The 24,439-nt window shown below is 35.1% G+C and carries 18 protein-coding genes; 8 read left to right on the top strand and 10 right to left on the bottom strand.

The window, feature by feature from the left end; translation table 11 throughout:
- Nucleotides 1–98: 98 nt before the first annotated feature.
- From QL232_RS25580 to QL232_RS25570, 3 genes are all read left to right on the top strand, one after another.
- Nucleotides 99–3,248, top strand: a complete 3,150-nt coding sequence (locus tag QL232_RS25580) for a hypothetical protein (RefSeq protein ID WP_168885491.1) — start codon at nucleotides 99–101, stop codon at nucleotides 3,246–3,248.
- Between the two features lie 228 nt (nucleotides 3,249–3,476).
- Nucleotides 3,477–6,227, top strand: coding sequence for a TonB-dependent receptor (locus QL232_RS25575; protein WP_281616296.1), 2,751 nt, complete (start codon nucleotides 3,477–3,479; stop codon nucleotides 6,225–6,227).
- 39 nt (nucleotides 6,228–6,266) lie between these two features.
- The gene (locus QL232_RS25570; RefSeq protein ID WP_281616295.1) at nucleotides 6,267–7,484 is read left to right on the top strand and encodes a hypothetical protein; all 1,218 of its coding nucleotides are present in this window, start codon (nucleotides 6,267–6,269) and stop codon (nucleotides 7,482–7,484) included.
- 174 nt (nucleotides 7,485–7,658) lie between these two features.
- On the opposite strand, the gene QL232_RS25565 is transcribed toward QL232_RS25570, so the two are convergent.
- Entirely contained in the window at nucleotides 7,659–8,627 is a 969-nt protein-coding gene (locus QL232_RS25565; RefSeq protein ID WP_168885488.1) for an ROK family protein, read from the bottom strand.
- A 219-nt stretch (nucleotides 8,628–8,846) separates the two neighbouring features.
- Here QL232_RS25565 and QL232_RS25560 point away from each other — a divergent pair, with 219 nt between their 5' ends.
- The 5 genes from QL232_RS25560 (at nucleotide 8,847) to aspS (ending at nucleotide 15,501) form a co-directional block, all read left to right on the top strand.
- Nucleotides 8,847–10,349, top strand: a complete 1,503-nt coding sequence (locus QL232_RS25560) for a hypothetical protein (RefSeq protein ID WP_281616294.1) — start codon at nucleotides 8,847–8,849, stop codon at nucleotides 10,347–10,349.
- 18 nt (nucleotides 10,350–10,367) lie between these two features.
- Nucleotides 10,368–11,459, top strand: coding sequence for an ROK family protein (locus QL232_RS25555; protein WP_168885486.1), 1,092 nt, complete (start codon nucleotides 10,368–10,370; stop codon nucleotides 11,457–11,459).
- A gap of 418 nt (nucleotides 11,460–11,877) precedes the next feature.
- Complete coding sequence (locus QL232_RS25550) at nucleotides 11,878–12,777, top strand: glutamate--tRNA ligase family protein (RefSeq protein WP_281616293.1); 900 nt, start codon at nucleotides 11,878–11,880, stop codon at nucleotides 12,775–12,777.
- Between the two features lie 270 nt (nucleotides 12,778–13,047).
- Entirely contained in the window at nucleotides 13,048–13,578 is a 531-nt protein-coding gene (locus QL232_RS25545) for a hypothetical protein (RefSeq protein ID WP_168885484.1), read from the top strand.
- 165 nt (nucleotides 13,579–13,743) lie between these two features.
- On the top strand, nucleotides 13,744–15,501 hold the full coding sequence (aspS, locus tag QL232_RS25540; RefSeq protein ID WP_281616292.1) for an aspartate--tRNA ligase: 1,758 nt from the start codon (nucleotides 13,744–13,746) through the stop codon (nucleotides 15,499–15,501).
- A gap of 60 nt (nucleotides 15,502–15,561) precedes the next feature.
- Here the strand turns inward: aspS and QL232_RS25535 are convergent, their stop codons facing one another.
- From QL232_RS25535 to QL232_RS25495, 9 genes are all read right to left on the bottom strand, one after another.
- Nucleotides 15,562–16,242, bottom strand: coding sequence for a DUF2490 domain-containing protein (locus QL232_RS25535; RefSeq protein WP_281616291.1), 681 nt, complete (start codon nucleotides 16,240–16,242; stop codon nucleotides 15,562–15,564).
- Between the two features lie 142 nt (nucleotides 16,243–16,384).
- Entirely contained in the window at nucleotides 16,385–16,528 is a 144-nt protein-coding gene (locus QL232_RS25530) for a hypothetical protein (protein ID WP_168885481.1), read from the bottom strand.
- A gap of 316 nt (nucleotides 16,529–16,844) precedes the next feature.
- The gene (locus QL232_RS25525) at nucleotides 16,845–17,840 is read right to left on the bottom strand and encodes a M28 family peptidase (protein ID WP_281616290.1); all 996 of its coding nucleotides are present in this window, start codon (nucleotides 17,838–17,840) and stop codon (nucleotides 16,845–16,847) included.
- A gap of 46 nt (nucleotides 17,841–17,886) precedes the next feature.
- On the bottom strand, nucleotides 17,887–18,348 hold the full coding sequence (locus tag QL232_RS25520; protein WP_281616289.1) for a hypothetical protein: 462 nt from the start codon (nucleotides 18,346–18,348) through the stop codon (nucleotides 17,887–17,889).
- Nucleotides 18,349–18,497: 149 nt separating this feature from the next.
- Nucleotides 18,498–19,811, bottom strand: a complete 1,314-nt coding sequence (gene der, locus QL232_RS25515) for a ribosome biogenesis GTPase Der (protein ID WP_168885478.1) — start codon at nucleotides 19,809–19,811, stop codon at nucleotides 18,498–18,500.
- 20 nt (nucleotides 19,812–19,831) lie between these two features.
- On the bottom strand, nucleotides 19,832–20,752 hold the full coding sequence (locus QL232_RS25510; protein WP_281616288.1) for a lytic transglycosylase domain-containing protein: 921 nt from the start codon (nucleotides 20,750–20,752) through the stop codon (nucleotides 19,832–19,834).
- 189 nt (nucleotides 20,753–20,941) lie between these two features.
- Nucleotides 20,942–21,676 (bottom strand): TIGR00730 family Rossman fold protein, encoded by a 735-nt coding sequence (locus tag QL232_RS25505; RefSeq protein ID WP_168885476.1) that lies wholly within the window; start codon nucleotides 21,674–21,676, stop codon nucleotides 20,942–20,944.
- Nucleotides 21,677–21,694: 18 nt separating this feature from the next.
- Nucleotides 21,695–23,503, bottom strand: coding sequence for a hypothetical protein (locus tag QL232_RS25500; protein ID WP_281616287.1), 1,809 nt, complete (start codon nucleotides 23,501–23,503; stop codon nucleotides 21,695–21,697).
- 34 nt (nucleotides 23,504–23,537) lie between these two features.
- Nucleotides 23,538–24,338 carry an alpha/beta hydrolase gene (locus QL232_RS25495; RefSeq protein ID WP_281616286.1) on the bottom strand — a complete coding sequence of 267 codons (801 nt, stop codon included), beginning with the start codon at nucleotides 24,336–24,338 and terminating at the stop codon, nucleotides 23,538–23,540.
- Nucleotides 24,339–24,439 lie beyond the last annotated feature (101 nt).

The raw sequence follows: 24,439 nt of genomic DNA, 5'->3' as shown, positions 1-24,439 counted from the left end.
TGATGTATAGCATTTTCAAGGCTTTATACATCACTTATTTTTTATTTGCCCAATATTTGTATAGTATCTATTATCACAATAGATGTTCAATAGAGATCATGACACAAAAATTAAGATATATACTCTCCACTTTATTTTTATTATTTGCTTTTCAAGCGAATGCCCAATTTGGGGTGTTTATTGAAAACGGTGATTTGGTAAATACGAGAGAAGTGAAGTTAATACTTAATGTTCCTGATGCCTATAAAATGAAAATCAGTAACCACTTCGATTTTCATGATAGTGAATGGAAAAATTACCAAAGAACTCACTTCTGGAATCTTTTAAAAGACGACGGTGAAAAAGAAGTCTTCGTAAAGTTTCAACTTCATAATGGACAGGTAACTGATGTTTTTGTTGCTTACACCATATTAGATACAAAACCTCCATTTGGAGGGCGAGTGAGCTTCTCTAGAGGTAACTATACGAAAAAAAGAAGAGTAGAAATTGACCTTAAATGTCAAAATGCTACTTGGATGAACTTAAGCAATACAGGTGTTTTCAGTAACGACGACTGGATTCCCTACAGAAAACATGTACATTCTTGGATGTTGCTTTCTGGAGACGGAATCAAAAAAATATATGTCAAGTTCAAGGATAATGCAGGAAATGAAACAAAAGTTTATACCGACCATATCAAACTTGACACAAAAGCTCCAACCCCTCAGTATATAGATATTGTACCCGACTTTGCGGTTGTTGATGAAGAGAAAAACATCAAGTACGTTAACCAACATAACCGACTTGTGAGTCTAGAATTAGGAGCAAAAGGAGCAGAATACATGAAGCTTAGTAACAGTATGAACTTCTATGGACACAAATGGAGACGCTACATGGACTTCATTGATGAGTGGGAAATGGAAGATGATATTTTTGAGGGCTATCGTGGTGTTTATGTTCGCTTCAGAGATAAGGCAGGTAATGAATCCGGTACAATACATACACAAATATATGTAGATACTAAACCTCCAATTAACCCAAGAATTACTGTCAATAATGGTGATGAATATACAAAATCAACTAAAGTAGCTCTACAACTAAGAGCCACAGATGCCGTTGAGATGCGTATTGCCAATGATAAAGATTTTGATTCTGCAGGAGAATGGGAACCTTTTTCACCTGTAAAAATGTGGGAACTAGAAGGAGGAGAAACAGGTAAAAGAGAAATTTGGGTTTCATATAGAGATAAAGCCAAAAATCAATCATTACCAATCAAAACAGAAATTGAGTACGACAAAGATCCTCCAGTAGATGGTGAGATTTATATCCAAGGAGATATCAAAACAACAACTGATAATCAAGTACGAATTAGAGTAAGAGCAAAAGGTGCTTTAATGATGAGAGTTGGTGTTGATGAAGAATTTGATAATACTCACTGGAGAGAATACTCTACTGCCCCATTCACACAATATATTGGTAATAAAGGCGGTGATAGAAAAATCTATGTCCAATTTAGAGATAGAGCAAGAAACGTCTCAGAGGTATTTGAAAAAACAATTTTCAAAGAAATAAGACCGCTTTCTCCACAAATCACTATCGATGAAAATAGTGAATACAATACAAGGGAAGATGGTAAGGTAAGTCTATTTGTATACTGCCTGAATGCAACAAAAATGCGTATTAGTACCTCTTCTCGTTTTGAAGATGTAGAATGGGTAGATTTCCAAAAACACATTGACTTCAACCTCAAAAAGCCGGATGGAAACAAAACGATCTATGCTCAATTCAAGACAGAAACCGAAACTGAAAGTAGAGTAGTAAGTGATGAAATTATTTGGGACATTACTCCTCCATTAAATCCATCGATGGAGTTAACAGTATTACCAACAGAATCGAGAATCTACTATACAAAAGACTACATTGTAAAGGTGAAAGCTCAAGACGCTGTAGCCATGCAAATAACTGAAGATTCTTCTTTTTATACTGCTTCATGGAAACCATATATCGAAACACCTTTCTATTATGGTATGAGTGTAAAAGGTGGACCGAGAGGATATAGAAATTTATACATTAGGTTTAAAGATTTTGCAGGAAATATTTCAGAACCATTAAGTAAGCGTCTTTATTTTGATGCAACAGCCCCTCAAAATTTAGCTGTAAACATTCATGTACCTGAAATACCAGAAAATATCGCTGTGCCTAAAAGCTACACATATATAAGAGATGTCGCTTTAGATATGCAAATGATTGCTGATTCAGCTTATTATATGAGAGTTGCCGATAATCCTACTTGGGAAGGTGTAGACTGGATTGCCTATAAGGAAAAATACAACTATCCATTAAAAGGAGAAGAAGGTAAAAAGACCATTTATGTTCAATTCAAGGATGATCACGATAATGTTACCCGTATCATCAAGAAGAATATTATTTGGGACCGAGATCCACCAGAACAACCTCAATTAATTATTGACAACAATAATCCATATACAAGGAATCCAAGAAGAGAGGTTTTACTCAACCCTATCTGTAAGGGAGCTGATTTTATGGTTATTTCAAATAATCCTGATTTCTCTGATGGGTATTGGACGCACTACCGTTCTAGAGTAAAATGGACTTTACCTGAAGAAGATGGTGAAAAAAATATCTATGTAAAATATTATGATTATGCAGGAAACGAATCTTTCCAAGCAGTATCTCACATTGTATTAGATAGAACACAGCCTGTGGCAACAGATATTACAATCAATAATGGAGATCCATTAACAAATCTATTGAACGTAGATTTAAAAATTAATGCAGACAATGCCACTGAAATGATTATCTCTAATGATTATTCATTTGCTGCTCCATCTACATGGGAACCTTTCAGAAGATCTAAGAAGTGGAAACTTAGAAATCAAGATGGTGTTGCCAAGGTATATGTAAAAGTAAGAAACAGAGCAGGCGAACAATCAAAACCAATCTTTGCTTCTATTACTTTAGATACAGATCATCCTATTCTTTACACCTTAGAGTTTAATAATGGAGCTACAGGAACAGAAAGTGAAGAAGTGACTGTAAGAACCCACGTATCTGAAGGTACCGTTCAAATGCAGCTATCAAATAGTTCTAACTTTAACGGAGCAACATGGATCGACTATTCTCCTGAAGTTCGTTGGAACCTAGGAGGTAGAGGTAGAAGAACCGTTTATGTAAGATTTAAAGATGAAGTTGGTAACGTTTCTCAACCATTAAGTCATCAAATTGTTGTCTTCGAGAATGTAAAATAAGACACCTTATGTATCTTAAAAATAAAAGTCACTTGATGAATTAAATCAAGTGACTTTTTTATTAACAGGTATTTTATAAATTAACAACATACACAATATCAAGTTTTTAACACCTTAACATTAACATCATACACAATTTTTTCATTTAATATTTTCTTTACTTTTTGTAGAATTCGATGAGATATACCTCGCCTACTTTTGCAGACGTAAAAAATATCAATCGAAAAAATGAAGAACCTAATTTTCTTAATTTTACTTACTTCAATTGGACTAACATCTTGGGCACAAAAAGGTACGATCTCGGGTACCGTCTATGATGCTGAAACAGGAGAAGAAATAATTGGTGCGAGTGTAATCATTAATGGCACCACCACAGGTGCATCTACTGATATCTTTGGTAAATTTTCATTTCCTGCTAACCAAGGTGAACATGAAATTCTAGCCACTTTTATCGGATACAAAGCTACCGCTCAAACTGTATTGGTGAAGGAAGGACAGACCTCTACAATTCAATTCTCTTTGGGTATTGATGCACAAGAATTAGATGCAGTAGAAATTGTTGGAAAAGCTAATAAAGAAAGCTCTGAAGCATTAATGGTAGAGAGAAAGAATTCTGATGTAATGATTCAATCTATCGGTGCTGAAGAAATGTCAGTGAAAGGAATCTCAGATGTTGAAGGAGCAATGACTCAAATATCTGGTGTTTCAAAAGTAAGTGGAAAAGGATTATTCGTTAGAGGCCTTGGTGATAGATACAATAATGCCACTATGAATGGCCTACCCATCCCTTCTACCAATCCTGATCTTAAAATGATTCCCCTATCCATCTTCCCTTCAGATTTGGTTAAGAATATAAGCGTTTCTAAAACTGCTTCTCCTGAGTTATATGGTGATTTTTCAGGGGCCAATGTAGATATTATTCTAAAGGATTACCCTGATGAGCCATTTTTCACTTTTGGAGTATCGGGTACATATAACAGTCAAGCTACTTTCCAAGACTTTAAAACACATGCTGATGGCCAATTTGAAGGGTTAGGGTTTAATGGAAATGCGAGACCAATGCCTCCAGGAGGAGTACCTCCAACTATCGGAAATGAAGTAGGTACTTACGAAACTTCATGGAGTCCATCTACTGTAAAAGCCCCCGTAGCTATCAACTTCAATACTTCTGGAGGTAAATTCTGGAATATCGGTAGCGAAGGTGGAATTGGTTTTGTTGCATCACTTGCTCATAATAACAAGTATGAACATAGAAGTGGAAAACTAGCTGCTTATAATGCACAAGCTAGCCCTACTGTAGATTATGAAAGAGATCAATGGATCTATTCTACAAATACTTCTGCATTAGCAAACCTTACTTTTAAAATCAATAACCGTCATAAGTTCAACATCAATAATATCTTAGTCAATGAATCATTTAATACTGTTGATGAGAACTATGGCTATCATAGAGATTTTGATCAGAACAACCTTTTAGTTCGAAGAAATACTTATATCCAAAATACAATTTGGGTAGCCCAATTTACTGGAGACCATTCCTTTCTAGAAAATAATCGATTAAACTTCAATTGGGGTGTATCTAGATCTGAAACAAGCAGTCAGGAGCCAGATAGGAAACAATTATTATTCACAGGTAAAGGAGAAAATGTCAACTTATTCACATTAAACCCTGTTGATAATCATCGCTATTGGGGCGATATGGGAGAAGTAGAATATGCAGCAAAAGGAGAAGTGAAATATGGATTAGGTGCGTTTGATCGCGATTCTGATAAATATAGAAGCAATCTTCGATTAGGCTATCAAGGGAAAGTAAAAACAAGAGAGTTTAATTGGTATCAAACTGGACTTTACGGATCAGGAGCAAATGGTATTGATTCAGAAAATCCAAATGACCAGATTAATAAGTGGTTACAAGATGGCACATTAGAACATAGGCCGTACAGAGTTGCTGATACATATTTTAAAGCTGAAATGGAAGTACATTCATTCTATACAGGATACGATTACGATATCATTCCTAACCGTTTGAAAATGAATGTAGGTATCAGAACTGAAGTAGGACGCCAATATGTAAAATACAGACTTAGAGAAGATGCTCTTGATGCTCCTTTTAGAGAAAATGTATACAACTCCACTGAGTTCTTACCTTCTGCCAACTTCAAGTATACCATCAATGAGCAATCCAATATGCGTTTTGCGGCTAGTAAAACAATCACTAGACCTGGTATGAGAGAAATTATTCCTTTTGAATACCAAAGTGTTGCTGGTGGAGAGTCCATTATTGGTAATCCCAACCTTAGAAATGCGGAAAACTATAACCTAGATCTTAAGTATGAAATCTTCCCTAATTCTGGAGAAATATTCGCCATCGGAGCATTCGGAAAACTACTTGATAACCCTATTGAGAGAGTAACCAAAGCTGCCGCAGGTAACCTTTATACTTATGAAAATGTCGGAGAAGCCGTAGTCGCAGGTATAGAATTAGAATTCCAAAAGAAACTCGATAATGTATTCAATACCGGAAGTACAGTCTTACAGAATACAACTTTCGGTATAAACGGTACCTTGATGTACTCTAGAATGAAAATTGGAGACGATGTGAGTACTGTAGTAACTAACAGAGAAAGAGCATTACAAGGTGCTTCACCATATATTCTAAATACCAATATTGGTTACAATCAAGAGTGGTTAAATGGAGATATCAACTCATCGTTTATGCTTAACTATACCACTTTTGGAGACCGTCTTTATGCATCAGGTTCTTACGGTGCGGGTGATATCTATGAAAAATCATTTGGCACATTAGATCTGATCATCAGAAATAAAATAAAAAAGAATCTTAGTCTGAATATTTCCGCTAAAAACTTACTGAATCCTTCTATCGAAAGATATCAAGAATTTGATGGAGGAATCACAAAACCAATTTCCTCATATAAAAGAGGTATGGAAATCGGTATCGGACTATCCTATACATTTTAGTAAACCTTAAAAATCAATCAAGTCTTAAATTCTATTAGAATGAAAAATTACTTTAAAACTCTAGCTGTTGCAGGTGTTTCTGCACTAACGGTATTTTCTTCATGCGAAAAAAGTGAAAACAACAACACTCCAAACCCTGAATTAGACGGAGAAGCTTTAGCTCAATTCTTAACTGAAAACAATCCTATTAATGCCAATGGTGAAGCCAGCGGATGGGATATGCCAGAATGGGCTGTTGATGCTGATTATGAAGGAACACAGACAGATGTTAGCAATGCGGATACACTTCCACAAGTAATTGATCAAAACCTAACGCTAGCAGCACATTCTACCTGGTTTTTGAAAGGTGGTGTACATGTAAAAGCTAATGCGACACTAACTATCGAAGAAGGTGTACATATCGTAGACCCTGATGAAGATGGTGTTTCTTATTTGATGATTGAGCAGGATGCAAAAATTATTGCAAAAGGTACAGCTGAAAACATGATTGTCTTCACTACAGAAGATGCTCCAACAAAAGGTAAGCCTGGATCATGGGGTGGTATTATTATCAATGGTCATGCTCCTATTAACAACGGCGATGATACAGGTAGAGCAGTACCCGAAGTTTCTGGCCCTGGTATTTGGTACGGTGGTAACAATCCATCAGATAATTCAGGTATCCTTGAGTTTGTTCGTTTAGAGTTTGGTGGTAACCAAATTACAGCAGATAAAGAGCACAATGGGTTCACATTCAATGGTGTAGGCAACGGTACTGTATTACGTAATCTACAAGCACATAAAGGTGCTGATGATGGATTCGAATGGTTTGGTGGTACTGTTAACGCAGAAAACTTAGTATCAACCGATAATGGTGATGATTCTTTCGACTGGACAGAAGGTTGGGTAGGAACAGCTGAAAACCTTTATGGTAAAAACACTACTCAAGGGGATAGAGGATTAGAAGGTGACAACAATCAAAATAACAATGCGATGGAACCATTCTCATTCCCAACACTAAGAAACGTTACATTAATCGCACATTCTGGTAACCAATCACAAGGTTTAAAATTAAGAGAAGGTACGAAAGTGAAGCTTGAAAATATCAAGGTAGAAGGCTATCCAACAGGTGTTAGTATTGAGCATAACATCACATTAGTACATGTTCATGAAACTTACTTCCCTGAAGAAGGTAAAGAGCCTGCCAACTCATTTACTGTAAATAATTTATCTGTTTCTGATGCTCAAACTCCTATTGAGTACAAAGCTAGTAGATAATGAAAATATTGAGTAGGGCTACTGTATATCTTCATTTTTTTGGAACCCTACTCATATAATAGGCTTGAGAAACCTATTTCTATTAACTGAAAACCAAAATCACAAAAACAAAAAATCCCCTCTTGTAGCAGTAATGCATTAAGAGGGGACTTTTTTATATATTATATCGAATAATTAAGCTTGTTGCTTTTCATATTCTTGCCAAGCTAAAGCTGAAGAACCTAAGATGGCAGTGTTATCACCTTCTAAGTTCGATACAACTAAGCGAGTTTTTCCTTTAAAGATTGATAAGCAATTCGCTTCCATTGCTTCGCGAGTTGGAGAAGTGATGTAATCACCTGCACTTGCTAAACCACCAAACAATACAATTGCTTCAGGACTAAAGATTGCGATAGTATCCGCTAATGCTTTACCTAAAATTTCACCTGTAACAGCAAATGCTTCTTTTGCTAATTCGTCACCTTGCTCAGCAGCATCAAAAATATCTTTTGCTTCTAAGTCTTCAAATGTTTTATTAGAAAGTAAGCTACTACCGTTGTTATCTGCTAATAGTTCAAACATAGTACGTTTGATACCCGTTGCTGAAACATATGTTTCTAAACAACCTCTTCTACCACAGCCACAGATACGACCGTCTTCAACTACGTTGATGTGTCCTAACTCACCAGCAAAACCATCATGACCGTAAAGTAAGTCACCATTTACGATGATACCACTTCCTAAACCAGTACCTAAAGTAACAACTAAGAAGTTTTTCATTCCTTGAGCAACACCAAACTTCATTTCACCTAAAGCAGCAGCGTTTGCATCATTTGTAATAGCTACAGGAACTTTGAAGTGCTCTTGCATTAAATCAGCGATAGCTACTTCCTCACCCCAACCTTTAAGGTTTACGGCTTTTTCAATTTTACCTGTATAATAGTTTGCGTTTGGAGCTCCAATACCTACTGCTACCATTTCGATTTCACCAGCTTCTTTTTTCAGTTCTTCTACTGTAGAAAAAACGTCTTTTAAGAAGTTATCGAATGGTTTGTCTGCACCTGTAGGAATGTGAGTACTAGCCAAACATCTACCGTGACGGTCTACAAAACCGATCTTAGTATTAGTTCCCCCAACGTCGATACCTAATGTAACTGTTGTCATGATAAGTATATATTTTTGAAAGTGTTCGTTTAATTGTTGATTTATTTCAATCGCGGCGGAATTTGTACATTCTTTTTCAATTTTGAAATGACTTTAATTATTTAAATGGAATTGATGTGACTTTTTTTTATAGATCATTACATTATTCGAATATTTCAGCAGTTTTTCATCATCATTTATGTAGATTTTGTTACAAATGAAAAATTGTAATAGCATTCTATGACCAAAAAACACTCTACCCTACTCATTCTTCTTGTGATTCACCTTTTCTTATTCTCCTGCAAAGAAGAAAAAATAGACTATAGTGTACAGTTCGACCAAAAAAATATAGTAAATGATCATTTCGAAGGCTTTGGAGTTCAATGGTCTACTTATATACACGCAGATGCTCCTAGAGATCCTTGGGGATACTTAATGAAAGACCCAAAACGATGGCAGTTCTTATTTCAGAAATTAGACTACATGCAGCCATCAATTATTAGAATTCTTGATAACTCTCAAGATCGTTACTTTAGGAGGTTAGACAACAATGGTATACCCGTACTCAGTTTTGACAGACATGAGATGCATGCATTATATAGAGTTTTAGACTATTGTCAGAGAGAGAATATTACCGTCATTTTAGGAGAATGGAACCCATCATGGCAATTCAACCAAAACAATTATGATCAATGGTTAGAAATGATTGGTCAATTTTTACATCACCTCATTAAGAAAAAAAAATATACTTGCATTAAGTATTATACAATTGTTGATGCTCCGAATACATTCAAAGCCAAGACTCAAGGAGATTGGGAACATTGGAAAGAAATAGTAGAAATGCTTCATCAACAATTAAACAAGAAAGAATTAAATCAATATGTAAAAATTATGGGTCCAAGTTCTGATCCACAATGGAGTATGCCAAATAAAGATACTGAAGGAAAAGAATGGCTAGGTAAAGCACAAAAGGAGCTTCAGGAAAAAATTGGTGCTTATGATATACATGCCATACTAACAGAACAGTCCATACTCAATGACCGTGTTGATTCTGCTTTGAATATTTCATCTGAATCTATTCAGCAATTAGCACATCCACTATTTATCACAGAATATGCGTTACAACAAAGCGATTCTGTGATTCATGATGGAAGAACAAGCAGAAACTCACAATCTGCGGTATATACAACTAAGTATGCGATCAATACCACCGTAGGAAGTATTCAATTATTAAATGACGGAGCAGATGCTATTGTAGCTTGGAATTTAGATGATGCTATGTTTACAGAAGCGAGTGATGGGAACAAATCACAGCTGATAAGATGGGGTATGTTTAATTCTCTTGGAGATACTCTCTATCAAGATTCGACCGAATTAAATAATCGACCTTGGTATTATACATGGTCATGGATGTCAAAATATATTCCTAAAGGCAGTCGAATTATCAAAATGGATAATAAAAATCATCATAACTTTTATGCAGTAGGTGCTATTACATTAAATAATGAATATGTAACTTTGATGGTCAATTTAGCGGAAACAAGTAAAGCTATATCGGTTGAATTCCAAGATGATATATCTGAACTTGATTTTTACTGCTTTGAAATGAACGCTCATCAAGTATTTGATCAGCATTCGGTCATATTATCAAGAAATACAGATATCAAAGTGATGAATCACCGAAATTTGTATGTGAAAATGTCTCCATTTGAGGTGAAATTGATTACTACTGAACAGAAATAAAACTATACAATAACAACGATGTCAATACAAGAGAAAAAACAAATTGTCCTAACACTTGATGCAGGTGGCACTAACTTCGTATTTTCAGCAATGCAAGGCGGAAAAATGATCGTTGATCCGCATAGACTACCTTCTAACGGTGACAATCTAGAGAAAAGTTTACAAAACATCCTTGATGGCTTTAATCATGTCATCCAACAATTAGGCGATAAAAAACCAGAAGCTATCAGTTTTGCATTCCCTGGTCCTGCAGATTACCCGAACGGTATCATTGGCGACCTTCAAAATCTTCCTGGATACAGAGGTGGCGTGGCACTTGGACCAATGTTAGAAGAACAATTTGGTATTCCTGCATTTATTAACAATGATGGTGACTTGTTTGCTTACGGTGAAGCAATTGGTGGTATTTTACCAGAAATCAATGCTAAGCTTAAAGCAAATGGTAGCGACAAGCAATACAAAAATATTATTGGTATCACACTAGGTACTGGTCTTGGTGGAGGTGTTGTTTCTGACAACAAACTTCACATTGGCGATAACAGTATGGGTGGTGAAATCTGGTTGATGCCTTCGAAGGTATTAGACCATATCAATGCTGAGGAAGCTTCTTGTATTAGAGCTATCCAAAGATTTTACAAAGAATTCTCAGGTGTAGATAATGCAGAACTAACACCAAAAGATATCTTTGAAATCGCAAAAGGTATCCAAGAAGGTGATAATAAGAGTGCACAAAAGTCTTTCGACACATTAGGAGAAAACTTAGGTGATGTTCTTTGTACTTTAGCCACAACTATCGATGCAATTGTAGTCATTGGTGGAGGATTATCTGGTGCTCACGAATTATTTATGCCAGCAACTTTAGCTGAGATGAAATCTAAATACAACTCTGGAACTGATCGTTTAGTAATGGAAGTATTCGACCTAACTAGCGAAACTGAGACAGAGAAGTTCGTGACAAATAACCAGTTAGAGATTAAAGTACCTTTCAGTGATAAAACTGTAAAGTATGATGCCAACCCTAAAATTGGTGTAGGTATTTCTTCATTAGGAACTAGTGAAGCGATTTCTCTAGGAGCTTATGCTTATGCCGTTGATCAATTAGAAAGTTAGTCAACTCTAGCACCTAACATAATACACTGCTGTGATTTTATTGGACTATATCAAGAAAAATGAACTCCGATAAAATTATGGTGGTGTATTTTTTTTACCTTTACTAACAGATAGAGAGCTCTTTACCTAATAAACATTAATTCACGATAATTATATCATACAAAATCTTGTCTTACTCGTAATAATAAATGTCTTAGGACATACAATACTAAATTCAACCTCTAAACTATAGTCTTATGGAATTACTTGCTTGTGTCTTCGTTCTTTCGTTAGTTTTCATGGGTTCATACCGTTTGATGGCTAAATCAAATTAATTTAATCTCTTGTTTTTATTGAATTAAATTAACCCGTACCCGTATCAACTAATTCGAATCTACTATGTACCTTTGTAGATATTTTCAATGAAATTATTATATCAATGCGTACGAGATTTGCACCAACACCTTCCGGTTATTTACATATTGGCAATGCCTATTCATTCCTTTTAACTTGGATTTTGGCAAGACAATCTGAAGATGGTCAAATACTTTTACGCATTGATGATATTGACAGTACTCGAGCTAGAGACGAATACATTGAAGATATTTTTCAAACCATTGATTGGTTAGGGCTAGATTATGATCAAGGCCCTTTTAGTGTAGATGACTTCAAAAAAAATTGGTCACAAGAATTACGCTATCACCGCTATCAACAAGCTTTTGACAAACTTAAAGAACAAGGCGATTTATTTGCCTGCAATTGTTCTAGAAAAGAAGTTTTTGAGCAATCTCCCTCTGGTTTATATACTGGTAAATGTAGAGATTTAAACCTCCCTTTCAGTAGTGACAATGCCGTAAGGATTAAAACTACGCCTACCCCTATTTTATTAGAAGATTTATTTATTGGCGATCTTGCTATCGATGTTGATGCTGTTATGAAAGACTTTATCATCAGACGAAAAGATGGCCTTTTCTCGTATCAATTGGCATCACTTATTGACGATGAAGATGATGGAATTGATTTTATTGTTAGAGGAGAAGACCTTGTTGAGTCTTCAGCTGCTCAAATCTTTCTCGGAAATAAGCTCGAACTAGAAAACTTTGAAGAAGTAGAATTTCTTCACCATCCACTATTAGTTGATGAAAAAGGAGAAAAACTTTCTAAATCTGATGGAGCTGATTCAATCAAAGCCTTAAGAGAAGGTGGCATGACACCCCAAGAAATTTATAGTGGTTTTGCTGAGTTCTACCTAGGCGAGGAAGTAGAAATCACACATATCGAACAATTATTAGATATTGATTTTATTGAGGAAGAAGACGAAGACGAATTCGATTTCTAATTGGTTCAATTCATTCCATTCTCTGTGTACAGTATTATAACATCACAAACTATAAGTGAATTTAGATTCATCTATTTACAAATATTTGTTATTAAATTTTAATAACCATCGTCACTTTATTTCCTTAAACTACTAATTACTTTTGTTATTGATAACGACGATGTATTAACGATCAGTAAGCGAAAACTATACATTAATATTTATCCAACTTCATATTAAAATAAATAACACCTTGATTTTCATCTACATACTATTTTACTAATCCATATTATGAACTACCAAAGTAAAATACACAGTATTCGCAAGAACAATGTTGTGACTATATATGTCCCTAATTTTTGTTTAAATGAATTATCACAGAAATTCACTTTAGATATTATTAATACCCTAGAAAAAATTAATACAGATACTAGCATTGATATGGTCATTTTACGAACGGTTCAAGAAAATTATTTTCTTCCAAAATTTCCCATCGATGACAAAAGCTTCAGTGCAAACAAGATTCTAAAAAGTGATTACTTTATTAAGCTGACGCAGATGATTCAAAATATGAGAGCAATGACTGTTGCAGTAATAGAAGGAACAGCTAATTTTATTAGTTCTTCATTCTTGAAAGCCTACGACCTTTCTTATGCCACAGAAAATACTGCTTTCACTAATAAATTGAATATCAATTCTTCTGAATTATTCTCTGCCAAGCAAGCTGAAGATCTAGGATTAATCACAAGAGTAGTACCCACAGATAAAATTGATATCACTCTAGATTACTTAATCAATACATATACAGTAGAGGACGAATAGAAATTCTTATCGTTTTTAGGGATATTTATGCGTTTTTTTCAAAAAAAATGAGAAAAAGGTGTGGGATGTCAAAAAAGGTTGATTAAATCGTTTCGAAGTGCGGTTCCAACTCCTTATTTTTGCGTTCGATAATTTCGACAAGACAGAAACAAAAAATAATATAAAATGCTTAGAACGCATAACTGCGGAGAACTCCGTGAAAGCCATATTGGGCAAAAGGTGACATTGAGCGGATGGGCACAAGCTATTCGTGATAAAGGTGGTTTAATCTGGATTGACATTCGTGACCGTTACGGTATCACTCAGTTGTTAATCGAAGATGATGGTAATGCAGCTGCTGCACTATTAGAAACTGCTCGTAAAGTGGGTCGTGAGTTTGTATTACAAGCTACAGGTGAAGTAATCGAAAGAGCGGCTAAAAACCCTAATATCCCTACTGGTAATATTGAGTTGCGTTTAAGCGATTTAGTAATTTTGAATGAGGCTCAAACTCCTCCATTCAAAATTGAAGACGAAACAGATGGTGGTGATGAGCTTCGTATGAAGTATCGTTACTTAGATATTCGTCGTAATCCTGTTCGTGAAAAATTAATTTTACGTCACAAGATTGCACAAGAAGTTAGAAGATATTTATCAGATCAAGATTTTATTGAAGTAGAAACTCCTGTTTTAATTAAGTCTACTCCTGAAGGTGCTCGTGACTTCTTGGTACCATCAAGAATGAACCCAGGTGAATTTTATGCTTTACCTCAATCACCTCAAACATTTAAGCAATTATTGATGGTAGGCGGTATGGATCGCTACTTCCAAATTGTAAAATGTTTCCGTGATGAAGATTTACGTGCTGACCGTCAACCTGAGTTTACTCAAATTGACTGCGAAATGGCATTTGTAGATCGTGAGGATATCATCAACAACTTCGAAGGAATGATGCGTCACCTATTCAAAATGGTGAAAAACATCGAACTTCCTGAATTCCCAAGAATGGAATATGCTGATGCTATGCGTGACTACGGTTCGGATAAGCCTGATACTCGTTTTGATATGAAATTCGTTGACTTAAACGATGTTGCTCAAAACAAAGGATTCAAAGTATTTGATTCTGCTGAGATCGTTTTAGGTATCTGTGCGAAAGGTTGTGCATCATACACTCGTAAGCAAGTAGATGAGTTAACGAAATGGGTACAACGTCCTCAAATCGGAGCAAAAGGTTTAGTTTATGTGAAGTGTAACGAAGATGGTTCATTCAAATCTTCTGTAGATAAATTCTACTCACAAGACGACTTGAAAGCATGGGCTGAAAAAGCAGGTGCTGAAGCAGGTGACTTGTTATTAGTATTATCTGGTGAGTTGGACACTACTCGTAAGCAAATGTGTGAGCTTCGTTTAGAAATGGGTGAGCGTTTAGGTTTAAGAAACCGTCAAGAATTCTCTCCACTTTGGGTTGTGAACTTCCCAATGTTCGAAAAAGACGAAGAAACTGGTCATTACCACGCAATGCACCACCCATTCACATCAGTACTTCCAGAAGATGCTGAAATCTTGAAAACTGATCGTTACAATGCGCGAGCAAATGCTTACGATATGGTCATCAACGGTGTTGAAGTTGGTGGTGGTTCAATCCGTATCCATGACAAAGGTGATCAAGCCAATATGTTCGATGCACTTGGATTTACTCCAGAAGAAGCACAAGAGCAATTTGGTTTCTTAATGAACGCGTTCGAATATGGTGCTCCTCCTCACGGTGGTATCGCTTTAGGTTTCGACCGTCTTTGTTCGTTATTTGGTGGTGTGGATTCTATCCGTGACTTCATCGCATTCCCGAAAAACACTTCAGGTAGAGATGTAATGATCGAGTCTCCATCAGCTGCTGATGCTCAACAATTAAAAGACTTAAGTATTCAATTGGATATTAAAGAATAAATTCTTGAATATTACATTCAAAAGAAAAAAGCCAATCTACTTTATGCAGATTGGCTTTTTTTAATTGTAGAACTTTAATTTCTGAGTAATAAATAACTGAAACCTGTGTTCATTATTATGTCCATTTTTGGATAGGTACATATAACCTGACTGAAGGTTTAGTGTAGGTGTTAACTGATAACCCAACATACAATATGATCTATTCTGATTAAAATTTACATTAGGTGTTACATCCATCAGAATCTCATTACCAAAAGTTGTAAACACAACTCCCTTTTTCATAGTACGGTCCGTCAGTGGAATTCCAACTTGGAGTCTATATCTTGCTCTTGTCTTAAAATCGTTTTCAATTAACCTCAACTCATACCTATATCTATGCTGAAGGTGAACCCTGCCCCAATGTTGAGTGGTTATAGCCTGTAAGGTTGTTCTATATTCTGAGGTATTAATTGATGGGTGATCAGGAGCTTCTTCAGACCAATTTGAATGATATTCTTGGCTAATACCAAACTGAAGATCATCTTTTACATAATAACTCAGAAAAGGTCTAACAAAAAAGCTCTGAGGTTCAGATATGAATTCATAAGTACGTAATTGTCCTTCAAAGAATAATTCCCATTTAGGACTAAGCTTATAAAATCCATTATATACATACCAAGATCCTAACTTATCATTTTTGTCTTGGGCTGTAGAGATTTGATTGATTAATAAAACCAGGAAAAAGATTAAAACTTTTTTCATGACAGTAGGTAGTAAATACGTTTTTAGTTTAGCATTCAACGAAATTTACATTGGCTTTATTTCTAAAACTAAATTTGTTATCTATCAATTGTTAATAAAAAAGCTGATTCACATTATCCGTAAATCAGCTTCTATCTATTAATTATAATTTTTGCATTTCCCACTCGATCATTTGTGACTTGAGCCATTCTGTGGCTTTGTTCCACTTCTTTCGTTTTTTATCGTCTGATAAAATGGAGTTGATTACTTTTTGTTTTGCGATGGAATTTAAAGTTGAGTAAGTCATAATTTTAAAAAAGTTCAGCACAATGCTGTTTCTCAATATCCATAAATGGAAAATGAGAGGTTAAGTAATAATTTAATTCTATTTGCTACACACTAATTAAGCAGTCTTTCATAGGTTTGATTAGTATGAGGCGTTTCATTTAAAATTAAATTGAACAAACTTTCACAAATAATCCACTCTGAAGCATATTTCAATCAACAAATGTACATATAGCATCATTTTATGTACATATAGTACTGTTACTAGATAATCAACATAAAAAAAGGCCAATTTACTTATACATTAAACTAGCCTTTTAATACTGTAAATTTATATTTTACTCGTTGTATAACACTTGTAATAATGTAACACCAACTGCTTCCAATGATTTTTTATCAATGTTTTCCATTGTATCATCTTGGGTGTGCCAGTGCTCAAAGAATGTATGCTGTCCTGTCGGATCAAGATCAATAATATCGATCATAGGGATCTTGGCAATTTCATTTACATATAAATGATCGTCTGTTAACTGAGGACCATTTTGCTTTAAAAACATACTTCCAAAACCTTTTCTTTCAGCAGTTTTCCAAACTTTCTTTACTATTCTTGGTGCAAAATACATTGATACACCCTCTCTTAAGAAAGTAGGGTTCTTTGCTCCAACCATATCCAATAAAATACCATAGTAAGCTTGGTAACCTTCTTCATGTGGATTGGCTGCCCAATATTTTGATCCCAAACAATATCCAGAATCCCCAGACTGATCTTCCTCAAATGCGGGTCTACCATAATCTTCTACATCGAAGAAGATTATATCAACACCAATATTTGGTTTAGTTGAAAAAGAATTGATTGCTCTCGCTACTTCTAGCAAAACACCTACCCCACTTCCACCATCATTGGCTCCCATTACGGGTTGGTTATGAACTGAAGCGTCCTCATCTTGATCAGAAACATGTCTTGTGTCCCAATGTGCAGCTAAGATGATTCTTGTTTTTGCATCTGGATTAATACTACCAATAATATTTTTCCCGTTTAATGTTGTTCCATTATAAGCGGTAACCATTAAAGGTTGTTCTGTCACAATAGCACCAAATCGCTCCAACTCGTTAGCTATGTATGCTCCACACATATCATGAGCCATAGTATTGGGTACTCTTGGACCAAAGTCTACTTGTTTTTGAACATAGCTATATGCAGAATCTGCATTAAATACCGGTATAGGATTATCTTTAACAACAGCCTCAGTACTTGTATTATCTGAACTCCCTTCTCCACATGAGAAAAGTGCAAAACAACATAAAGCTGCTATTATCATTTTTGTTTTAATCATCTTATCTTTTTCGAACTGCTTTAACACTCCCCAAAGTTATAAGAAATTAATTCACTATGATATTAATTTTCGTAATATGCGTTGGTGATAAAGTAATTATTGAACTAGAGTCTAAGGAATGTTTTTTATGATTGAAATCTGGTAATCTAACTTTAGACTTCACTGGAGCATGCTTTTTTGCTATTGATATTACCAATTTATATACACCTTCACCAAAGTTATTAATTGTATTCATCTTAAGATCAAACTTTTCTTGAGTACTAAATCTTACTAGATATACACTTAAATTGTGCTTATTAAAAAAGTTATCAGTTGGTTTTTCCCCATTAATCAATAACGATATATTTCCCAAAGTGCTAATCGAATCAGACACTTCCTGACTCACTTTTACTGCATAAGTTTTTGATGTTGTCGGCTTCTTAGGTGTAGTAGGAATTATCTCTTCTGTGACTGTTGAGCAAGAAAATAATAACCCAACAAATAATATATATATGAATCTTTTTTTCATGAATGACGACAGATGGAATGAAATGAGTTCTAATTTTTTTAACGTCATTTATCTCATCAAGTTTACAGAAGACAAAAAAGCTGTTGAGACTTATCATAATAAACCCCAACAGCTTTAATATAAACAGTTTAACTGAACTAGTTAACTTTTTATTTTTCTTTGAATACAATACCCATTGGTACACCTTCAAAACCAAAATGCTCTCTAATTTTATTTTCCAAGAAAGACTTATAAGGTCCTTTTACATGTCTTGGGTAATTTGAGAAGAACGCAAATACCGGAGTATGAATAGGCAACTGCGTAATATATTTCACTTTGATATGGTGACCACGGTGTGCTGGAGGCGGACGACGGTCAATCTCTCTACCAATGATTTCATTTAATGCTGAAGTCATTACTTTCATCTTACGGTTTTCGAATACTTCGATCGCCTTGTCAATGATTTTTGAGATACGTTGTTTTTCCAATACTGAAGTAGTGATAATTGGAATATAAGAAGCACCACCTAAACGCTCTTGAATTTTCTTTTCGAAATCTCTAGCAGTGTTAGTTTCTTTCTCAATCAAATCCCATTTATTCACCATGATGACAACGCCTTTCTTGTTCTTAATAGCAAGGTTAATGATACTCAAGTCTTGAGACTCAATACCTCTTGTTGCATCAAGAACAACAACACAGACATCTGATCTTTCAATAGCTTTGATCGTACGTAAATCTGAATAGAATTCTACGTTATCTTTTGCCTTTGTTTTTCTTCTTAGTCCGGCTGTATCAGTAAGGATAAATTCTTTACCGAAAGCTTTATATCTTGCATCTACTGCATCTCTTGTAGTACCAGCAATATCAGTAACGATACTTCTTTCTTTATTTAAAAGAAGGTTAGTTAATGATGATTTACCTACGTTTGGTCTACCGATCACAGAGATTCTTGGAATTTCTTCTTCTTCCTCTTCTTCTTCTTCAGGGAAATTAGATACTACTTCATCAAGAAGATCACCTGTACCAAAACCAGAAGCAGAAGCAATGGCCATTGGATCACCCATACCTAGTTCATAGAACTCTACAGCATGCATCACCTTTTCTGATGAATCTGCCTTATTAGCCACCAAATAGATTGGCTTTTGGCTTCTTCTCAGTAGTTGGGCAAAATCACGATCCAAATCTGTTAAACCTGTGTTTACATCTACTACAAATAGTAATACTGAAGCTTCATCAATAGCAATTTCTACTTGTTCGCGAATTGCTTCTTCAAAAGTATCTTCAGAACCTACTACATATCCACCTGTATCAACAACAGTGAATTTTTTCCCCGTCCATTCGGCCTGTCCATAGTGTCGGTCACGCGTTACACCACTTTCATTATCCATGATAGCGTCTCTGCGTTCCACCAAACGATTAAATAAAGTAGATTTACCAACGTTTGGTCTACCTACTATTGCGACAATATTAGCGTTTTTACTCATTTAAGAATTCTCTTTTCAGACTACTTTGCCTTCACCGGCAATGTAATAATATACGTATCTCCATGTTTAACAGTCAATTTATTTGACCTTAACCACGGATTGTATCTCTTAAGGATTTTATAGTTATATCCCTGTTCTTTTGCAAAGGTAGCAAGGTCAGGAATACTTTTCTTTATTTTTATCGATCTAAGTTCATGAGGCATATATAATTGATGCGTCGATAGCTCAAAATCATATTTCTCAGGATACATCATGATCTCTTTGAGCGCTAAGATACGGAATACATATCTTGAAGTTTCCTCATTCAGTAAAAGATCATAATAATTTTCTACTTTCTGATCTCTAAGACCTCTCTGAATACCAGATACTCCTCTGTTATAAGCTGCTGCAGCAAGGGTCCAAGAACCCAATTTTTCCTTTGCCTTCTTAAGATATGTACAAGCTGCATATGTAGCTTTTTCTACATGATAGCGTTCATCTACTTCTTTGGTTACCTTCAAGCCATATTCTCTTGCAGTGCTCGACATAAACTGCCAGAAACCTGAGGCTCCGGCTCCCGATCTTGCGGTTCTCATCAAGTCACTCTCAATAATACATAAGTATTTAAAATCGTCAGGAACACCTTCTTCTTTTAATATCTTTTCTAATGTTGGTAACCATCTTTGTGCTCTCTTTAATACCAAAATTGTATGTGAATGCCAATAAGAATTTACATACAATTCACGATCAAAACGTTCGTAAACATCAGGATCTTCCAAGGGTACTTTCTCTCCACAAAATTCAAACTCAGAAGGCATTTCAACTTCATAGCTCTGCTGATGTCCTTCTGCAACAATTACTTTCTCAGTAACCATTTCTTTTTTAGGAGAAATAAATTGCGGAGCATATGTCAATAAAACAGCTGACACTACTCCTAAAATAAACCACAAATATGATTTCATGCTTGATAAACAAGGAAATAGATTTAACAACAAAGGTCGGGTTATTTATTATTAAGATCTGAATATAAATGCATTAGTTAACAAATTATCCACCTGTTAAAGTTAAAGTATGGGTTAAATCGTCGATCTTATATAAAAAAACACCCCAATCGTATGATTGAGGTGCCAAATATAAGGTAAAATATCCTTTTAGAAGTTCGGAGACAGTAAATACTTCCCGTAAAAATCTTCAATTATTTTTACAGCTTCTTTTGGTGTATCTACTAAATGAATAAGATCCAAATCTCCTTCACTAATATTTTTCTCTTTTTCTAGCAACGTAGATTTAATCCAATCAAGCAATCCCTGCCAATATTCTTTACCAACTAATACAATTGGGAACTTCCCTATTTTTTTAGTTTGAATCAAAGTATAAGCTTCGAAAAGTTCATCTAAAGTTCCCAATCCTCCAGGCATTACAATAAAGCCCTGTGAGTACTTTACAAACATTACTTTTCTAACAAAGAAATAATCAAAGTTAATCAGCTTATCTCTATCAATATATGGATTACCATCTTGCTCAAAAGGTAATTCGATATTTAAACCTACAGACTTACCTTTTGCTTCGAAAGCACCTTTATTGCCTGCTTCCATAATTCCTGGTCCACCACCTGTAATCACACCATACCCATGTTCTACTAAAAGTTTGGCCACTTCTTCGGCCATCTTGTAATATTTATGATCAGGGGCTGTTCTTGCCGAACCAAAAATAGATACACAAGGACCTATTTTCGCTAATTTATCAAAGCCATCTACAAATTCGGCCATCACTTTAAAGATTACCCATGAGTTGGCACTCTTAATTTCTGACCAATCTTTTTTCTGAAAAGCTTCTTTAATACGTTCTACTTCTTCTTCGTTGATTTTATTTTTTTTGTCTGACATGTGTTTTATGGTTTTCGGTTATTTAAATTTTATCATGTTATTATCATCTGCCACCTTTGGTGCAGCAATCATAAATGCTTTTTGTTGAGGCATTTCTTTCTCATCAAGGTATGCTGATATTTTCTTCTCATCTAATGCGGTCTGCTCCCTTTTTAATTGTTCTAGTGTAATTTGAGCTTCTTTTTCATCACCATATTGGAATGTTACAAATGAAGCTCCATTGAATTTAGATCGAGGAGATAGTACGCCTTCAAAATTGACAATACTCCCCATTAATGTCTTTTTATTTCTCATCAACTTCAACCCTTCCTGGTCAATCCACAATGGTAAATCTTGATATAATGCCTCACCTTGTCCCCAGAAGTACATCGCAGATTTTGGAATGGTTCTAGAATCTATATCAATAGTTTTGTTATCCAACTTAGCATCAATTAATCGCTTTAATGAAAGTGGATGATTAGAAAAGGCTACTGCGTTTCCTAAAACAGTGTAATATGGTCTTTTAATTCTATCGAAGGCTTCTCCATAAATTCTTGGTAATAGGTCTTCGATTCCTAAATAACCAATGGCAAACCCTCTATACTTTAACTCTGAAAAACGCTCCAAAGTTTGTTTTTCAATCAATTCGTTTAAATCTCTCAATTTTTCTGAGGCCAATGCAGGGTTATCTGTTTTAAGTAACATCACCTCTCCATCTTTCCCTTTTAGTTGACTTGGTAATAATTTCACCCAAGCGGCTTCGTCTCCTAACCAACTATCAAAATCCTTTGCTATATTGATCTTTAAACGCTGTTCTATCACTTCCCAAGGTGCTACTCCTGCTCTTTTCAGGGCTGCTCTCCTTTCATTAATTTTATTGGATAATCCCCATTGAGAAGCCATAGTTACATCTTTAGGTATTACTGTTAGCAATTCTTTCGAAGATTGTGTTCCTGACCACATCCACCATACCGATTCTAAAGAAAATCCTTTTTGCTGTGTGGTGATTGATGCTTTAAGTTGTTTCTCTTCTTTATTCCACACCCAATGTTGATAGCCTAATAATTTACCCAATCCTTTGATAGAAACCAACGGTTCTACAAAATAGCTTTCCATTAATGAGTAAACTGCAGATGGATGTGCCCATACTTCAAACAAGGCTCCTTCTGTAAAAGATTTGCCAGATAAATCTGTTAACTCTCCTCCCTCTTCAATAGATTCTATCGATCTTTTTGCTAATGATTGATGAGTTGTAAAAACCAAGAGATTATTATACACGAAATAATATCCATATGTATGATTATTTCTTTTTAAGCTTGTAACCAATACCTGATCTCCAAAAACCTGCGATTCTAGAATGAATTTTTTCCCTAGTATGAACCTTAAGTTGTGAGTCAGCTTTGCTTTCCAACCTAAATTAACTACTCCAATTATAGCCTTCCCTTCTTTTTCTGTTTGATACATTCCACAAATCGCGGGATAATCAGACATCAAAAGGTGTAAAAAAGAATTTTCTCCTACTGCGCTTTGATACACCTTCCTTTTACCAGGAGTTAAAGCTTCAGAAATACTTTCATCCCACTCAGAATCTCTAATTTCTTTCCATGAAGACAATACATTTTCAGAACCAATTAAAATTCCTGGACTACTTGGTAAAGTAACCCACATTGGTGTAGTGGGTAACGATCTTGTCCACCATAAAAAAGTACCTATTAGGAGAATCAATATTCCCAATACAATATATTTCCAGTTCGATTTTTTTGGTTTATCTGTTACTTCCTCATGAGAAGACTGTTCTTCTGAAAGTTCTTCCATGGGAAATTCTTGGTTTTCTCCTTCGATGGTCATAAGGGGGATGTTCTTTATTATATGGTTTAAAAAATTATAGCTCTGTTCGATTTCCTAATCGGATCAATAAATCTACTACTATTTCAGGGTCTGTAAAAGGAAATATATGGCCTTTCTTCTCTAATACTTGAGTTTCTAATGGAGCTTTCCACTTTTCTTCTACAAATTCCATATTAGCAAAAGGAACCAATCCATCTTTTTTACCATGTACAATTGTTGTCGGCACTTCAATTTGTGACCAATCGTTTTCAATTGTCTTAAGAGCTGCAGCATGATGTGCTTTCTCATCAGTAGCCACCTTAAATGAAGAAGGAAGTATCGAATAAATCACTTTACTCTGGGCCCACCTCGAATACCATTTCATAGGCTCTAATTCAGCAGACATAGCGGGAGCTAACAAAGCAATGTGATTCACTCTTTTTTCCTCGCCAATACTTGCATAAGCAGCTATTGGACCTCCGTAAGAATGCCCTACTAAAATGTAACTTTGAGACTTTCCTTTTATTTTATCCCAATCGTCCATCACTGCATGTATACTCTTTGCATGTAAAGAAATATCATCTATTTCATGTCCTTTCTCGCTACCATACCCTAAACGCTCTACAGACAAAACACTTCCAAGGTGACGGATGCTATCATTTTTTAGAAACTTCCCAAAGTCATTTGCACTTCCAGGTGCACCATGAATAAAAATAAAAGTGAGATGAGATGTAGTGTCTAGTGCATTGACAGATAAATAATTTACTTCCATTGTATCTAATGCTGCATGGTATACTTTCATTGGTACACCATCTTTCAGATACTTTTTTTCAAGGTTTTTCCATTCCTTTTCCATAGAAGAAGCACAGCTAATAAGAGAAAATAGACAAAGTAAAATCAAAAGATGTCTACAATACCCCATTGAAGTCATAGGTTTATATAAGATTGTGGTTAAAT

Origin of the sequence: Flammeovirga sp. SubArs3, assembly GCF_947387565.1 — a bacterium.
Taxonomy (GTDB): domain Bacteria; phylum Bacteroidota; class Bacteroidia; order Cytophagales; family Flammeovirgaceae; genus Flammeovirga; species Flammeovirga agarivorans.
This window is presented reverse-complemented; position numbering and strand designations above follow the sequence as displayed.

Bases quoted from the DNA above. Each gene is read 5' to 3' on its own strand.
- QL232_RS25505 (WP_168885476.1), bottom strand. From the start codon at position 21,676: ATGTCAGACAAAAAAAATAAAATCAACGAAGAAGAAGTAGAACGTATT.
- QL232_RS25535 (WP_281616291.1), bottom strand. From the start codon at position 16,242: ATGAAAAAAGTTTTAATCTTTTTCCTGGTTTTATTAATCAATCAAATC.
- QL232_RS25555 (WP_168885486.1), top strand. From the start codon at position 10,368: ATGTCAATACAAGAGAAAAAACAAATTGTCCTAACACTTGATGCAGGT.
- QL232_RS25565 (WP_168885488.1), bottom strand. From the start codon at position 8,627: ATGACAACAGTTACATTAGGTATCGACGTTGGGGGAACTAATACTAAG.
- QL232_RS25530 (WP_168885481.1), bottom strand. From the start codon at position 16,528: ATGACTTACTCAACTTTAAATTCCATCGCAAAACAAAAAGTAATCAAC.
- QL232_RS25510 (WP_281616288.1), bottom strand. From the start codon at position 20,752: ATGAAATCATATTTGTGGTTTATTTTAGGAGTAGTGTCAGCTGTTTTA.
- QL232_RS25575 (WP_281616296.1), top strand. From the start codon at position 3,477: ATGAAGAACCTAATTTTCTTAATTTTACTTACTTCAATTGGACTAACA.
- QL232_RS25560 (WP_281616294.1), top strand. From the start codon at position 8,847: ATGACCAAAAAACACTCTACCCTACTCATTCTTCTTGTGATTCACCTT.
- QL232_RS25545 (WP_168885484.1), top strand. From the start codon at position 13,048: ATGAACTACCAAAGTAAAATACACAGTATTCGCAAGAACAATGTTGTG.
- der (WP_168885478.1), bottom strand. From the start codon at position 19,811: ATGAGTAAAAACGCTAATATTGTCGCAATAGTAGGTAGACCAAACGTT.
- QL232_RS25520 (WP_281616289.1), bottom strand. From the start codon at position 18,348: ATGAAAAAAAGATTCATATATATATTATTTGTTGGGTTATTATTTTCT.
- QL232_RS25500 (WP_281616287.1), bottom strand. From the start codon at position 23,503: ATGACCATCGAAGGAGAAAACCAAGAATTTCCCATGGAAGAACTTTCA.
- aspS (WP_281616292.1), top strand. From the start codon at position 13,744: ATGCTTAGAACGCATAACTGCGGAGAACTCCGTGAAAGCCATATTGGG.
- QL232_RS25550 (WP_281616293.1), top strand. From the start codon at position 11,878: ATGCGTACGAGATTTGCACCAACACCTTCCGGTTATTTACATATTGGC.
- QL232_RS25570 (WP_281616295.1), top strand. From the start codon at position 6,267: ATGAAAAATTACTTTAAAACTCTAGCTGTTGCAGGTGTTTCTGCACTA.
- QL232_RS25525 (WP_281616290.1), bottom strand. From the start codon at position 17,840: ATGATTAAAACAAAAATGATAATAGCAGCTTTATGTTGTTTTGCACTT.
- QL232_RS25495 (WP_281616286.1), bottom strand. From the start codon at position 24,338: ATGGAAAAGGAATGGAAAAACCTTGAAAAAAAGTATCTGAAAGATGGT.
- QL232_RS25580 (WP_168885491.1), top strand. From the start codon at position 99: ATGACACAAAAATTAAGATATATACTCTCCACTTTATTTTTATTATTT.